The organism is Pseudodesulfovibrio cashew (assembly GCF_009762795.1).
Lineage (GTDB): Bacteria > Desulfobacterota > Desulfovibrionia > Desulfovibrionales > Desulfovibrionaceae > Pseudodesulfovibrio > Pseudodesulfovibrio cashew.
Genome location: NZ_CP046400.1, coordinates 1,147,366 through 1,162,286, shown reverse-complemented (window position 1 = coordinate 1,162,286; position 14,921 = coordinate 1,147,366). Strand labels below are relative to the sequence as shown.

General features: G+C 54.1%; 15 protein-coding genes. 5 read left to right on the top strand and 10 right to left on the bottom strand.

The window, feature by feature from the left end; all coding sequences use genetic code 11:
- Positions 1 to 189: 189 nt before the first annotated feature.
- The 3 genes from GM415_RS05120 to GM415_RS05110 form a co-directional block, all read right to left on the bottom strand.
- Positions 190 to 1,413, bottom strand: coding sequence for an ABC transporter permease (locus GM415_RS05120; protein WP_158946751.1), 1,224 nt, complete (start codon positions 1,411 to 1,413; stop codon positions 190 to 192).
- A gap of 18 nt (positions 1,414 to 1,431) precedes the next feature.
- Positions 1,432 to 2,121 carry a DUF3431 domain-containing protein gene (locus GM415_RS05115; RefSeq protein ID WP_158946750.1) on the bottom strand — a complete coding sequence of 230 codons (690 nt, stop codon included), beginning with the start codon at positions 2,119 to 2,121 and terminating at the stop codon, positions 1,432 to 1,434.
- 785 nt (positions 2,122 to 2,906) lie between these two features.
- The gene (locus tag GM415_RS05110; protein ID WP_158946749.1) at positions 2,907 to 3,761 is read right to left on the bottom strand and encodes a ChbG/HpnK family deacetylase; all 855 of its coding nucleotides are present in this window, start codon (positions 3,759 to 3,761) and stop codon (positions 2,907 to 2,909) included.
- A 216-nt stretch (positions 3,762 to 3,977) separates the two neighbouring features.
- On the opposite strand from GM415_RS05110, the gene GM415_RS05105 reads away from it, so the two are divergent.
- The 4 genes from GM415_RS05105 (at position 3,978) to GM415_RS05090 (ending at position 6,409) form a co-directional block, all read left to right on the top strand.
- On the top strand, positions 3,978 to 4,355 hold the full coding sequence (locus GM415_RS05105; RefSeq protein WP_242012354.1) for a MarR family winged helix-turn-helix transcriptional regulator: 378 nt from the start codon (positions 3,978 to 3,980) through the stop codon (positions 4,353 to 4,355).
- A gap of 111 nt (positions 4,356 to 4,466) precedes the next feature.
- Positions 4,467 to 5,243 (top strand): class I SAM-dependent methyltransferase, encoded by a 777-nt coding sequence (locus tag GM415_RS05100; RefSeq protein ID WP_158946747.1) that lies wholly within the window; start codon positions 4,467 to 4,469, stop codon positions 5,241 to 5,243.
- A 499-nt stretch (positions 5,244 to 5,742) separates the two neighbouring features.
- A complete protein-coding gene (locus tag GM415_RS05095) occupies positions 5,743 to 5,994 on the top strand; it encodes a helix-turn-helix domain-containing protein (protein WP_199244336.1) in 252 nt (83 codons plus the stop codon).
- A gap of 10 nt (positions 5,995 to 6,004) precedes the next feature.
- Positions 6,005 to 6,409, top strand: coding sequence for a hypothetical protein (locus GM415_RS05090; protein WP_158946746.1), 405 nt, complete (start codon positions 6,005 to 6,007; stop codon positions 6,407 to 6,409).
- A gap of 145 nt (positions 6,410 to 6,554) precedes the next feature.
- On the opposite strand, the gene GM415_RS05085 is transcribed toward GM415_RS05090, so the two are convergent.
- The 3 genes from GM415_RS05085 to GM415_RS05075 form a co-directional block, all read right to left on the bottom strand.
- Complete coding sequence (locus GM415_RS05085; RefSeq protein WP_158946745.1) at positions 6,555 to 7,862, bottom strand: ATP-dependent 6-phosphofructokinase; 1,308 nt, start codon at positions 7,860 to 7,862, stop codon at positions 6,555 to 6,557.
- A 92-nt stretch (positions 7,863 to 7,954) separates the two neighbouring features.
- Complete coding sequence (gene rfaE1 / locus GM415_RS05080; RefSeq protein ID WP_158946744.1) at positions 7,955 to 8,962, bottom strand: D-glycero-beta-D-manno-heptose-7-phosphate kinase; 1,008 nt, start codon at positions 8,960 to 8,962, stop codon at positions 7,955 to 7,957.
- Positions 8,963 to 9,100: 138 nt separating this feature from the next.
- Complete coding sequence (locus tag GM415_RS05075; protein WP_158946743.1) at positions 9,101 to 10,021, bottom strand: ParB/RepB/Spo0J family partition protein; 921 nt, start codon at positions 10,019 to 10,021, stop codon at positions 9,101 to 9,103.
- 94 nt (positions 10,022 to 10,115) lie between these two features.
- Here GM415_RS05075 and GM415_RS05070 point away from each other — a divergent pair, with 94 nt between their 5' ends.
- Positions 10,116 to 10,541: a hypothetical protein gene (locus tag GM415_RS05070; protein WP_158946742.1), complete on the top strand. Its 426-nt coding sequence runs from the start codon at positions 10,116 to 10,118 to the stop codon at positions 10,539 to 10,541.
- Positions 10,542 to 10,609: 68 nt separating this feature from the next.
- On the opposite strand, the gene GM415_RS05065 is transcribed toward GM415_RS05070, so the two are convergent.
- The 4 genes from GM415_RS05065 to coaBC all read right to left on the bottom strand — a co-directional run bounded on the left by GM415_RS05065 (position 10,610) and on the right by coaBC (position 14,919).
- A complete protein-coding gene (locus GM415_RS05065; protein WP_158946741.1) occupies positions 10,610 to 11,383 on the bottom strand; it encodes a ParA family protein in 774 nt (257 codons plus the stop codon).
- A 239-nt stretch (positions 11,384 to 11,622) separates the two neighbouring features.
- A complete protein-coding gene (locus GM415_RS05060) occupies positions 11,623 to 12,630 on the bottom strand; it encodes an NAD-dependent epimerase (protein ID WP_158946740.1) in 1,008 nt (335 codons plus the stop codon).
- A 382-nt stretch (positions 12,631 to 13,012) separates the two neighbouring features.
- Positions 13,013 to 13,387, bottom strand: coding sequence for a hypothetical protein (locus tag GM415_RS05055; protein WP_158946739.1), 375 nt, complete (start codon positions 13,385 to 13,387; stop codon positions 13,013 to 13,015).
- Positions 13,388 to 13,698: 311 nt separating this feature from the next.
- Positions 13,699 to 14,919: a bifunctional phosphopantothenoylcysteine decarboxylase/phosphopantothenate--cysteine ligase CoaBC gene (coaBC, locus tag GM415_RS05050; RefSeq protein WP_158946738.1), complete on the bottom strand. Its 1,221-nt coding sequence runs from the start codon at positions 14,917 to 14,919 to the stop codon at positions 13,699 to 13,701.
- Positions 14,920 to 14,921: the final 2 nt, after the last annotated feature.

Here is a 14,921-nt window from a genome sequence, read left to right as displayed (position 1 = left end):
CAAGACATGCCACGAAATATGGATTTTGTCACAGGGCTTAGACTTGAAAATAACTCCGCAGGATGACGCATCCAGTGTAGGGGCCAGCCTCTGCAAATGACGGCCTCCGCACAATTGAATAGCCAGCTATAAATACAAATATAGCCAACTATTTAATTTGATTCAAGCTGAAATAACAGGTTTTTCCATCTAGTGCCGAAGTACTTCGAGAATCTCGATTCGCGCGGCCTGCCATGCCGGATATGCACCGGCGGCCACGCCGAGCAGGCAGGACCCGGCCAGGGTCAGCAGAAGTCCGGCCGGTTGGATGACCAGAGGCAGGTCGGCCAAATTGCAGCCCACCGTGACCAGAACCACGGTGACCAGGACGCCCAGCCCGCCCCCTACGCCGGCCATCAGAGCGGACTCGAAGAGGAACTGGCGCACGATGTCGCGCCGCCTTCCGCCCACGGCGCGACGCACGCCGATCTCCACCCGGCGTGAACGCACCACCAGAATCATGATGGAAAGTATGCCCATACCGCCCACTGCAAAGGAGATCACCGAGGTGATGCCGCCCAGGGTGCCCATGAGATCCAGGGCCTGCTGCTGAAGCTTCATGGCGTCCTTGGCTGACATGGTCGAAAAATCATCATCTTCCCCGGGACCTATGGCATGACGCTCCCGGAGAACCGCTGATGCCGCCGCCCCGACCTCATCAGGGTCCGCTTCCTTGGCCAGGCGGAGAAAAACGCCGCTTAGCCAGTTCTGGTTGGCTGCCCTGCGAAGGAAGGTCGTTACCGGCAAAAAGACATATTCGTCCTGATCCTCGCCGGAAATATCCCGCCCTTTGACCTCCATGACTCCGATGACTCGGAACCCGGCACGGTACAGATGAACCATCTTGCCCATGGCCCCTTCCGGCGAATCGAAAAGCCGTGTGGCCACCTTCTGACCGAGAACGCAGACTCTCGATCTGTTCTCCACGTCGGACTGATCGAAGAACCGCCCCAGCGAAGGCCGGAAATTCCGTATCTCCTGATAACTCGGCCAGGTGGCGAGCAACTTGGCGGTCACTCCCCGTCCGTTGGCGCGCAACGGCATGTCCGTGGCCACGAAGGGCGCGCCTTCCAGCACCGACGGAACCCCGTTGATGACTGCCACCGCATCGCCAAGGAGAAAATTTCTGTTGCTGGCGGACACGCGCACCGATCCGCCTCGACTGAAACGAATTTGCCCTGCCATCACGGCGAAAAGGTTGGGACCGAGTTTTTCAGTCTCGATCTCTGACTGGCGAACCATTATCTCGGAAACATGCTGTACCCCGGTAAAGGCCAGGGCCCCGAGAAACACGCCAACCATGGCCAAGATGGCACGCCATTTGTGCGCCTTGAGCGAAGAAATCGCGATCCGTAGATTGAGAGGGAGAAACATGGCTGGCCCACCACCGCGTCAAAGACAGACAGGTCCATCGGGAGCCGGGTACACCTCCCGGTTCCAGGCCGTATTTCCGTTGAAAATATGCTGCCATAGCCGCTCGAAGGCGTGACCGGTATTACACTCGTCCGCCGGGTCTGCCTCCAAAAGTCCGAGGGCGTAGGCATAGAACGCCTTTGGCCGTGAACGGATGCGTTCTCCGGTCACGGCAAAGATCCCTGCCGGAGCTCGAACCACCAACTGTCTTGGAAACGACGCGTCAAAGAGCCTCTCGAAAACTTCGGCCAGAGGGATGTCTTTGCCCCATCCGGCCCAACGCCCCTCGTTCTCAGGCTTGCGCAGGTCATGCGGGCGTCCCAGACCGTCGCATTTGAGCTTGAACCAGGCAAAACCCTTGAATGGCACCCTGCGGTCTGCAACGTCCGCAATCATGTTCCGCAGCATTTCCACGCTCCCCTGATGCCGATCATCCAAATGATCAAACGGATTTCCCTGCAAAAAGACATTGACGTCGGCAAGCCGCTCGTAGTTGCGCACTATATGCGTAAGGTAGGTATGGCTTTCTCTGCCGATATTCTCCAATTCAATGGCATTTTCAGCAGGCTTGCCGCCTTTGTCGTACACTACGTAATCATAGCCGAGCGCCGCAGCCCAAGTGATGTTTTCCCTGTATCTTGCAATGATCACTTCCACCTGATCAGGCATCTGAATCGGCCTCCGCGCGTTGCATAAACTGCAATAATCCACAGTGTGACAGGACGGCCATGCCTTGGCATCCGTCGAGTACCCACGCCCCCTGAATCACGACCGACGGAGATACGTCCCTGCCGTTACTCGATGGAAAGCAATCCGCAATAATCCGCATAATAGACTTCGGAGGCGTCGCAGCCCCCAGTATGCATTCTTGCTGAAGTTCGGGCCCAGAGCAGAAATTATCAGAGTAACAGCTTGTATTACTGATCAATTCACTCCATACCTTTTGCATGACTACGTCTTATTCTTCCACAATTAAACAGCTTGGATTATGCTTACTCATGTCGCTCGTAAGACAACTCAACTACAGCGTCTGCAATGAAACCTGCAACTCTGCTCTCATGATAATTGCTCAGCCCGGGGGAAACCCCGGAACGACAGAGCCAGATGACGTTTAGTCACTGCAATTTTGCAAAACGCTCCCAAGTCACCCTGAAAACAGCCTCAATCCTAGACGCTTTACACGGACCGGGCAACCGCTTCAGGCACCCAACCCGCCTTTGCACTGTCCCACCTATCGTTTATCGCACGCCACATTTCTTGAAAGCCAAAGCCTTGTGTACTAGGGCGAGATCTTGCCAAATAGGCTCTACCTGCTGTGATAATACTCCGATCTTTTCATATTGCGCCAAGTATTGATCATCATTTTTATATGAAATAACAATGAGTTCAGTCCATCTTTGCACTGTTCTTATCAGATTATCGCAGACGACGCTTCCGCCCGAGTTATACCTCTTTCAAGGTTGCTTCGGGTATTCCTCCGAGAAGCCAACCGCTTCCCATCCCGCCAGTCTCAACTCGCTGGGCCAATCCCCCTGTAGCAGGGCATGATACTCCCGGCTCCATTGGGACGAAATCACCGGAGGATTGCAATAGGAAGGTATAGGTGGATCACCGACGGCGTTCAACCCCGGCCTCACGCGGATTTCAGCGAGTCCGTCGCGCTCAACCGTTTCCATTTCCTCCAGCAATTCCACCACCCGCTGTGGGACCGGATCGGGCATCTCCTTCAGGTTCACAAATCCGGTAGTCCATTTCACGTTGCCAGCCTCTCTGTCGAAAAACCTGCAGACGTTCTGAAAGCGTGCCGGGAAGCCCGTCCTGTCCAGCCTGGCGATCTCGGCGCATTCGACCGGCTTTCGCACCCATGGAATGGCATACCGTTCCGCCAGCGTGGCAGCCATTCGAGTAAGAGACGGCCAACCGTGCAGATGCTTATGGCTCGTCAAATGGGTCGGCCGCACCCCAAGATCAAGGACACGCTCAATTTGTGCAGACCACTCCATCTCAACATGGACATGGTCAACCTTGCCCATGGCATAGCGTTTAAACAGGATATCCGGCTTGATCAGAAACGCCCCGTTCTCATCACAAAGGGTCGCAACATGCTGCCAATGGCTCACAGGTCTGCCGCGTAAAATATCAAGGTGAACACCCATGGAAGGGGTTGGCAGCTTCACTGCCTGTTCCAGATATTCGCCGTTAGCGAGCAGTGACACCGCAGTAATGTTCCGTGTTCCCAATAACCTTTCCACCGCGCGATTGACTGCGGGATGCAAACCAAAATCTTCCGCATTCAGGACTACTTTCATGCTCGACTTCTACCTTCCACAGAGTTCACGGTAAAGTCCTCCAACAACATATTGACAGCTATCTATTGCATACATAGTATGCAATTTATTATTTTAACCACCACTTAATTCACTAATATCATGACTGAATTAAATTCAAATACGTTTTTTCAGGAGCTGTCACGGTTACAGCGACTCTACACGAGGTCTCTAACCATCAGACTCGGCCAGTTGAAGGTGCAGCCAGGCTACCTTGCCGTCCTTTTCAGACTTTGGGAAAAGGACGGCATCACCCAGAAGGAGCTTGTACGTGGTTTGGACATTGAGCAGGCCACCCTCTCCAATACTCTTAACCGAATGGAACGTGACGGACTCGTTACCCGGACCAGGGACAAACTGGACCGCCGCAACTTGCATATCCGTCTGACGGAAGATGCCCACCGTCTGCAATCGCCAGTCAGGACTGCCCTTGATGACCTCGGCAACACGGTCAATGAAGGACTGAGCGTCACCGACCTTCGATACCTCCGCCGGATCATGCAGCAAATGACCACCAAGCTCCAGTCGGATCAGGAAGAACCATTAATGATACTGCTCGATGAGGTCGTCGAATAATGACAGAAGCCTGAAGGGCCTGAAAACATCACATTCCGATTCAACGTGGTACTGCCGCCGGAGTTGCCTTCGGGGCCAAACACCTATAGATATCCCCGGCGAGGAGACGTCATGAAAAAATACGAGAATATCACCATCGGCGGAGAAGTTGTCCGCAAACACCGCCGTGACATCCGCAAGGACGAAATCATTTTCTCCCATATTCCCGACAAGAAATGCGCCGTATTTGAATCCAGTGCAGGGGCAGCCATCCTTTCCAGGCAGCTACGGGATCAGGGCCATGACGTGACCATCTCCAATTATTATTTACAGAATTTCAAGGACATCAAGGAAATTCACGCAGACTTGAACCAGCCGCTCGAACTGCCGGACAGCAGTTTTGACGTGGTCATCTGCCGTGAAGTGATCGAACACGTTGAATCCGTGCCCCACGTGTTGCGGGAATTCAACCGCATACTCAAACCCGGTGGTACCCTGGTGCTGACGTTCCCCAACCGTCTCCAGATCCGGTCACGCTTTCTCCACCTCTTTTCCGGGTTCTACCGTGGGATGAAGTCTCCCATTAACCTTGATGTTCCTTTTGGCGAGGCCCACATCAACCTCATCGGCTACCCGGAGATGGATTACTTCCTCCGCAAGACCGGCTATGAGGTCAAGACCGTGGAATCATCCTACTTCCAGAAGAGCGACCGCCTATTCTCTCTGATTCGTCCTCTCATCCGGTTTACAACCCGTCATTATCTGCTCAAATACAAAAAGAACGCGCAGGAGCACGAGAAAACCAAACCGGAAAATATCGCCTATAACACCTTCATCGCGGAAACTCTTCTCAGCGACGCCCTTTTCTTTGGCAAGGACGTCATTGTTACAGCACACAAGCAGAATTAGTCAGAGGCAGGACTTCTGATCGCCTGCCGTCACGTTCATAGAGTTTCAACCACAACTGACAGCAATCATCCCTAGTGGATTTTTTCCGTCATTATCCTACCTTGTTAACCTCGGTTTGCCAGCCTTATAAAGTAACCCGCCACAATATACCTGTTTATGGCTTCCACTTAAGAGGAGTTGTGGTTTATTTCCTTAACCAGCTGCATTTACACGGCAAATCAATTTCATCGACTATTTTCATCCAGACAAAACTTTGATTTTTTCTAGACATAACCCTTTAAAAACATTGCCTCTCAGCAAAAAAAAGTGACTTTTTCCCATTAAGTTTCAGGCTGAATTTTGCTATGTAGCACTTCAACGTTCAACAACGGTTTGTAATGCTTTTCTTTCCGTTGGACTGTAGAAAAAGTCTAGACTTTGTAGGACAACGTTGTACTTTGTTGACAAACTTTGACTCCCTATGTCAAAGAATGAACATTGTAAGTCAGACTATGACATCATGAATAAGAAAGATATTACATCGCCCCCAGTGCTGTATACCGTGCGGGAAGTCGCCGAGCTTCTTCGCGTTCATCAACGGACGGCATATCGGTTGATTACGGGCGGTAGTATCAAGGCGATAAAGATCGGCAGCCAATGGCGAGTCCCTGAGAGCGCGCTGTTGGAATTCATCAATTCAGGTTGGCAGGAGCCCGAACCGGAGGACCAATCCAAGCCGGGCCCAACGCAATATAAACTTCCCTTGGAATAGGAGAGTGAGCATGTCCCAGAGCAGCAAGGGTGGCAACAAAGGTTCCGACCTTGTCCAGAGCGTCAATTTACCCAATGATTTCGGTGAGGATATGACTGTCGAAGGTCAGCTCATCGGTGAAGAAATGTATTTTGACGACAACTCCGGAATGCTGACCATGGAGAAGCTGTACCGTGAAGCGGACGGCAAGCTCGCTTATGGCATTATTTCCGCCATTGGCCACGCCCGCGAGCGGAGAGCCTACCGCGTCGAAGAACGCGAGGACAGCTGCATCGCTTCCAACGGCGTGCTTTCCCTCGAATTTTCCTATGATGAACTTTTCGAGTTGCTGGCTGTGGCGCTTGAGTCCAACAAGGAAGGCGTCAGCCGTCAGGTTTCCGAGCAGGTTCGTCGCAAACTGGCTGCCAACGAATAGCCACTTTTCATCAGCAAAGAAAAAGGGGACCTGGTCAGGTCCCCTTTTTTTATGCTCAAGTTCCAAGAAATATTGAGGCACCCGAGCCCCTGCCTAGCAGTTCAACTCGTGTCACTCATGCCCTCTTTCCTAGTAAAGGATGCGCCTACGTCAGGAAATAGCTCTCCTGGCCAGTAGATTCCATTACCGTGCACCAGTAGTCGGAGTGCGGATTGAGAGAACGACGCTTGAGGGCCACCAGATCCAAGGGAAGATGAACCATGCTGGACTTGAGATGGGTCACGACCATACCTGTCTTACCTGCCATGGCGGCGTGTACGGCCTGCTGGCCAAGGAAAGTGCAATAGACCCTGTCAGCGGCATTGGCCGCCACGGAACGAATTATGTAGCTGGGATCAATGAACTTGAGAGTGCATTCTTTGCCCCGTTTTTCGAAATATTCTCTGATGCGCTGCATGAGCAGGCCGCAGATGTCGCCCAATTCAGGATTTCCGGATTCATCCCGTTTGATTTTTTCGCACATCAGGTCCTGACCGGCTCCTTCAGCGCAGACGATAACGGCGTGCTTCCGAGAGTCCAACCTTCGCTCAAGGGCGGCCAGGAAACCGTTCTCCCCTTCAAGGGAGAACTTCACTTCGGGCACGAGGAGGAAATTGACCTCCTGCAAGGCAAGGGTCGCCTGAGCCGCGATAAAGCCGGCCTCCCTGCCCATTAGCTTGACCAGGCCGACGCCCATGTCCACGCCCGTAGCCTCGACGTGGGCACACTGAATAGCCTCGGTGGCCTTCCCTACCGCCGTGTCAAAACCAAAGGATCGGGTGATAAAGTTGATGTCGTTATCGATGGTCTTGGGGATCCCGATGACGGATATCTTGCGCTTGCGGCGGAAAGTTTCATCCATGATTGCCTTGGCGGCCCGCATGGAGCCGTCGCCGCCGATAACGAACAGGACGTTAATATTGAGCCGCTCCAGGGAATCGACGATCTCGGCCGGGTCCTGCAATTCCCGGGAGGTTCCGAGAATGGTGCCGCCGAAATGGTGGATATTGGTCACCCGTTCGGGAGTCAACTCCATGACGTCGTAGCCATACTTCGGGATAAAACCTCGAAATCCATTACGAATTCCAAGAACAGTGCGGATGTTGTAGTTGAAATGCGCCTCCAGGACCAGAGCCCTGATGACATCGTTGATGCCCGGACAGATACCGCCGCAGGTGACGATGGCACACTTGGTCTTTGAGGGGTCGAAGTAGATTTTCTTTCGCGGCCCTGCCTTTTCGAAGTGCATGGTCACAGTATCGTTTTCCAGCTCGGCCAGCTCTTCGGGCGTCATGATCAGACTCTGCGGCTGGCTTTCATCCACATACTTGGTGTGGCCAAGGGGGGTGGTCGTCTTGGCCGGGCCAAGGGTCGGAATCTCGGTATTGTATTTCAATACAGCTTCTTTCGACATGGTTTCCTCCAGGGCGATCCGGTTGATCGGCGTACTCCCTATGCAGCATCATCGGCCAGAACGGCGCGCGTGTCGAGCATGACCGGGCTTCTTCACCAGTTGGTAACCTGAGGTTCCGGGAGTTCGTCTACGGTCTCCGCCATTTCTTCAAGCGAGGTTGTGGCCGCGCCCACCTGGCCCACCACTATGCCGGCTGCGTAATTTGCCAGGGTGCAGGCTGTCAGGAGGCCAATCCCGGCTGACAGCGCCAAGGCCACGGTGGCAATGACCGTATCGCCTGCACCTGTCACGTCATAGACCTTGCGGGCAAAGGTGGGGATGTGCCGAATGGAGTCCACTCCCTCGAACAGGGCCATGCCGTCTCCGCCCATGGTGATCAGCAGGTTGTTGCAGCACAGACGCTCGAACAGGGCTCGTCCTGCCCGGATGACGGTATCCTGCCCCGTCACCGGGAACCCGGCACCCTCCCCGGCTTCCTTGGTGTTGGGAGTGAGCAAGTCCACCCCGGTGTAGAGGTCGTAATTCACGGTCTTGGGGTCGACCAGGACCAGCGGACGGCGTTCGCAGGTCTCTATCAGGCACATGAACCGATCCATGAACTCCCGGGAAATGAACCCCTTGCCGTAGTCGGACAGAATGATCACCGGATAGTCATTGATCACGCTGCTCAGATAGTTGAACAATTCGTCGAACTCGGCCTGTTGCAGGGGTACTGCCAACTCCTGGTCTACCCTGACCACCTGCTGGTTGCTGGCGATGATACGGGTTTTTTTGGTGGTTGGGCGGGCAGGGTCGCGAATGAGCTTCGTAGCGATTTCTGCCTCCCGGCAAAGCCGATCCAGGGTATTGCCGTCCTCATCCGTACCCACGGTGGAAACAAGCATCGCATGACCGCCCAGGGAGACAATATTGCGGGCGACGTTACCTGCGCCACCGAGCAGGGAAGACTCCCGCTCCACGCGGACCACGGGAACAGGCGCCTCCGGTGAAATGCGCTCAACACCGCCGATCATGTAATGATCCAGCATCAGATCGCCAATGATCATGACCTTGTTGCCTTTGAGCGCGGCTATGGCGGAATGGATTTGTTCTAGAGTCATAAAGAAGCTGCCGATGATTCCTATTTTTGTGTTGGTTGAAAGATTCCGGGTTGCCAAGTGCATCTATTTTGCCACGACAAGATGATCATCGCAATCCGATCACGGATGAAGTCTGCCCCCACTGATTAAGTCAGGGGTTCAAATCATCTCGGAACCCAATTTTTCCACAATAGACCGCAATGAATCTTCATCTGAATAACTCATCGTAATCTTGCCTTTTTCCTGGCTGCCTGAAATTTTAACCTTAATATTCAGCAAGTCACCCAGCCGTGTCTGTAGCTCTTTGAGTTTTGGATCAATGGGCTTGGTCACGGATGTTCCGCTCCTGGAGTTGCTCACAGGTTCACCAACCTCTTCCGCACCAGGGAGTCTGCCGTTCTGCTTCCAGAACACGGCTTGCGCTTCAGCCTGCCGGACGGTCAAACCGTTATCAGCAATCCGGCGGTGCAACTCGTCCTGAATGGCGTTGTCGGCAACCGACATGATGGCGCGACCGTGCCCCGCCGTCAACGCACCCTGCTGGATATCCGTTTGGATGGACTCGGGGAGATTCAAAAGTCGCAACGAGTTGGCCACTGCGGACCGGCTTTTGCCCACCTGCCTGGCCAGTTCCTCCTGACTGAGGCCGAACTGGCGCTGTAACTGCTGATACCCCAGAGCTTCCTCCACCGCATTGAGATCCTCGCGCTGGAGATTCTCGATGAGCGCGATGGCCAGACTCTCCTGGTCGGTCATGTCCCGGACCAGCGTGGGAATCTCCTCAAGACCGGCCATCTTGGAAGCGCGCATACGACGCTCACCTGCGACCAGCTCGTAGCGCCCTTCTTCCAAGGGCCGGACAAGCACCGGTTGGAGTACGCCACGCGCCTTGATGGAAGAACTGAGGTCCTCAAGGGCTTCCCTGGAAAACTCCCGTCGCGGCTGGTGGGGGTTGGGCGTGATGGACGCGATGGGAATCATCCGGACTTCCGACGATTCAACCGTAATCTCGGCATCTTCCCTAACCCCACCCAACAGGGCGTCGAGCCCACGGCCAAGCCCTCTGTTACCCGAACTCATATGCTCTCCTCTTGCTTGATCTCTGCGCGCTTGCCCATTGGCACGGAAGCGCCTATAACGCCCCGAAAGCACATCATGAACCAACGGAGCCGACATGTCTGACCACATCAATGAACTCTATGATAAAAACGGGAACCTTATCGGCGCCCTGCTGACTGCCGAGGCCTGGGCTCATGTCCGCGAGGACGTGCTCAAGGCACTTGGCCTGGCCGAAAAACCGGAGCCCGAACCCATGGCCGAGCCGATCTCTGACTGGCAGACGCTCCAAGAGTACTGGGACTTTGACTACCCTGTCGATAAGGACGTTGCCTGCGAGCATTGCGGTAACGCTACTGAGGACTGGGAAGCCGACAATCCACGCCGTTTTTTCCTGACGTCCGCCAACTTGGCCGGCTTGGTCGCATTCAAATGCGTCAAATGTCAATCAAGGATAATCAAACGGCATTTCAAGGACGAAATCCTGACCGAGTGCTCTCCTTACCAGGATGAAAAGGACGACACCAAGGAAGCGCGGTACTGATCATCTCCCCTTTGGGCCTAGCAAACACCCCGGTTCTCCGGGGTGTTTTCGTTTGTGAAAGAACTTGATCAGGCCGGCGCCGTGGAGCTCCTCTCCACTTCCTGCGCCAGTGCCAGGTAGGCCTCAGCCCCTTTTGACTTGATATCGTAATTGATCACGGGCTTGCCGAAGCTTGGCGCCTCGGAAAGACGGACGTTCCGCGGTATGATCGTATCGAAAAGATGCTGAGGAAAGGCCTTGCGCACCTCATGCTTGACCTGCCAGGACAGCCGGTTCCTCCCATCATACATGGTCAGAACCACGCCGAGAATCTTCAACTCGGTGTTAAGTCTCTTGCGCACCTTTTCGTATGTCATGAGCAACTGCGCTATACCTTCCAAAGCGTAATACTCACACTGAAGCGGGACCAGCATCTCCGTTGCTGCGCAAAGGGCATTGACCGTAAGCAACCCAAGGGACGGAGGACAATCGATGATGATGAAATCATACTCCTCATCAATCCCCATCACCAATTCCCGCAGGTAATGTTCGCGTCCGATCTCCCCTACCAATTCGATTTCAGCACCTACCAGATCCTGCGTTCCCGGCAGGATATGGAGGAACGGCACGTCGGTTTCGTAAATGGCTTTGTGCACCTTCTTGGGGTCGAACAGCACGGTGTAGATGTTTTCGCGTCTGTCTCCCGGGTAGAACCCGAGCCCGCTCGAGGCGTTCCCCTGTGGATCGCAGTCCACCAATAAAACCTTTTTTTCCATCACCGCCAAAGACGCCGCCAGATTCACGGACGTGGTCGTCTTGCCGACACCGCCCTTCTGATTAGCTACAACGATTCTTCTCGCCACACGATCCTCGCTTGACCACGGTGTTGTGGATTCAGTGCAATGTTTCACGTGAAACATGTCACTTCTGTCATGATTGTTTCACGTGAAACAGATCAGTCAGTGCTCAACGTGTTCGTAGGACGAAATGAAAATGAAGGCAAGTTGATCAGGATAAAATCACACAAAAAAGAGCGCGACCCTGATTGGATCGCGCTCTTTGATATCGATTAGATAGCTTCGGCGAAGACTGGAAAGTAGAACTAAGCGTTGTAATACTCTCGGTACCACTCGATGAATTTCCGAATCCCGAATTCAATGCTGGTGTCGGGCTTGAATCCAACATCCTGCATCAAATCGCTGACATCTGCCTCGGTGGCAGGAACATCGCCCGGCTGCATGGGCATATAGTTGTAGATGGCCTTTTTGCCGACAACCTCTTCGATGACCTCTATGTAACGCGACAACTCCACAACCTGGTTATTACCAATGTTATAGACACGGTAGGGGTTGGAGCTGGTGCAAGGATCGGGATTATCACCATCCCAATCGGGATTGGCAGTTGCAATGTTTTTGGTCACACGGACTACGCCTTCGACGATGTCATCAATATAGGTGAAGTCGCGGCGCATTTTGCCGTAGTTGAAAACATTGATGGGTTTTTCCTCAAGAATGTTTTTGGTGAACAAGAAAAGCGCCATGTCTGGCCTGCCCCAAGGACCATATACGGTAAAGAAACGAAGACCAGTTGTGGGCAGATCATAGAGGTTGGAATAAGAGTGCGCCATCATCTCGTTGGACTTCTTGGTGGCAGCGTACAGGCTCATGGGGTGATCAACCCCTTCATGAGGCGACAACGGCATCTTGGTGTTCATGCCATAGACAGAACTGCTGGAAGCGTAAACAAGGTGCTCTACTTCATTGTGACGGCACCCCTCAAGAACATTGGCGAAGCCCACCAGGTTGGTGTTCACGTAGGCCATGGGATTTTCGATGGAGTACCTGACGCCGGCCTGCGCTGCCAGGTTGATCACATGGGTGAACTTTTCGGTCTTGAAAAGATCACTCATGGAGCGTTCATCCTGAAGGCTGATGTTTACGTGACGAAATAGCTCGCTTTGAGAAAGTATGTCGAGTCGAGCTTTCTTGAGGTTGACGTCATAGTATGGATCAAGATTGTCCAGACCCACCACTTCATGGCCCTCGTTGGTGAGGCGTAAGGAAAGATGAAAGCCGATGAATCCGGCAGCTCCGGTAACAAGAAGTTTCATGCTATGGGCATCCCTGTTGTAAAAAAGGTGTTTTGCTCTCCCTGTACCTTCTATGAAAAATAGGGGCGGCACAGGTGACACAGGTTTAAGGGCATCTCATACGCTATCCAGGTGCCGTTAGGCAAGTGACATGGGACAGGAAGGTCAGAATTTGACCATTTGGAGACACAACACCGGTAAAGCGTTGGCGTTCTATGGCTCCTGAAAATCGGGCCGCTGAGACATTTTATTAAAAATCCAGCCCGGGTTATCCCGCAAAGGCGTAAAATGCGTCAACGCGCAATTATGAACGAATTGCAGGCATACAAGGGAAATGCAGACAACAAAGAGCTAAAGTGGAAGAGGCTGGAGAGTAACACGGTACTCCGCCGATCAAAAATTATCACAGACGGACAGCCTTGAGTCCTTCGGTGGCAAGATGCTGTTCATGCGGAAGCATGGAAATGAGTCGGGCGAGGGGAGGCACGACAAGTATGGTGACATGCTCCAGCAGATGCGTATTGTTCCCTGCCACCCCTTCGGGATGAATAACCCTGAGTGCTTCATCACCGAAACAAACAATGTACGGTGTCCGCCAAATCTCCCACCCTTTCCAGAACATGGCACGGTCGGGTTGCAGACTGCCCTGCCGTAATGCTGACATGGGCCAAAACGCTGCAGTGCCCGGAGGCCACTTCAGATGTGTGTTGAGCGTCGACTTGAGCACGGCGCTTCTGCGCGGGTCAGGTTGACCGCCAAGATCGAGTCCCAGTTCCATGTACGTGCAGATGACCTTGGGTGAACTGGCTTTGACCTTGGACAGGAACGTAGACCATGGTTCGGGAAAAGTTGCGGTACGGGGAAAAGGTTGAGTTGACGCTGGTGCGTTTGGTGGTGCTGCACGGCTTGTATCAATCTCGCGGGCTGGTGCTGCCTCTCTTTGAGGCCGCGGTGAGGCTGCAAGGGAAGCTGGCCCTTGGGACTGGACCGCAGCTGGAGCGGCTACCTCCACCGGATGCCCCGCCCTGTCAGGCGAAAAGACATATTTAAGCCCGGCGTCCACCCAGGGACGATACCGAGTTGCCGTATTTAATCGAGAAGAAGGTGATCCCATAAACGCCATGCTACTTCGGTCTTTGGCAGTTTAGGCCACGACTCCTGGCGGCCTGCCTTGTCCAGTATATACATCTGATTCGTGGCAGTGCCAAAGCCGCTGCCTTCTCTCGAAACATCGTTTGCAGCAATGAGGTCGAGATTCTTGCTCTTGAGCTTGCGGGACGCCTCGGATTTGATGTTCCGCGTTTCAGCGGCAAAACCGATGAGACGCTGGTATCCCTGCTTGGAAACGCCCAATCCCTTGAGGATGTCCGGGTTGGGGACAAAATCGACGTGCAGGCCGTCGCCCTGCTCCTTCTTGAACTTGTCCGGGCCATAGAGAACCGGACGGAAGTCGGCCACAGCAGCGGTGGCGCAAGCCACATCCATGGAGGGCCAGAGATCCTGGCATGCCGCATTCATCTGCTGGGCGGTCTGGACCTGCACCACGGACATCCCGGAAGGAAAACTCAAGGCTGTGGGTCCGGCCACCACGGTGACCTCGGCTCCGCGAAGATAGGCGGCCATGGCCATGCACGCGCCCATGGTTCCTGATGAAGGATTGGACCAGAAGCGGACCGCATCCCATGGCTCCCTGGTAGGTCCAAGGGTGACCATTACCCGCTTGCCGTTCAAATCTTGAGGCGAAAGCGCTTTGAGACCGGCAAGAAAAATCTCTTCAACAGGAGCAAGTCGGCCAGTTCCGGTGTCGCCGCAGGCAACCTTTCCCGTCTCGGGAACCACCCCGATAAACCCGAGTTTTTCGAGCATGTCCCAATTGCGCCTGGTGACGGGGTTTGCCCACATGCGCGGGTTCATGGCCGGTGCCACAACCTTGGGTCCGGCAAAGGCCAAAGCCTGACAGGAGAGCATGTCGTCCGCCAGCCCGTTAGCAAGTTTAGCTATGGTGTTGGCCGAAGCCGGAGCAATGACCATGACCTCGCAGGTCTGGCCGGGCTCCAGATGCCCGAAGGCGCTCTCCCGTTCGGTTGCGGCGTCAAACATGCCCGTATAGACCGGCGAAGCGCCCAGTCCCTCGAAGGACAAGGGCGTGACGAACCTCGCGGCCGCATCTGTCACGGTGGCGGAGACCATGCAATCCGCGTCCAAAAAGGCACGGACAAGGTCCAACGCACGGTAAGCGGCTATGGAACCACACACGCCCAGGTGGACGCGCTTCCCCATGAATCCGGCAAAGCCGTAGTGCGCCTGCATAG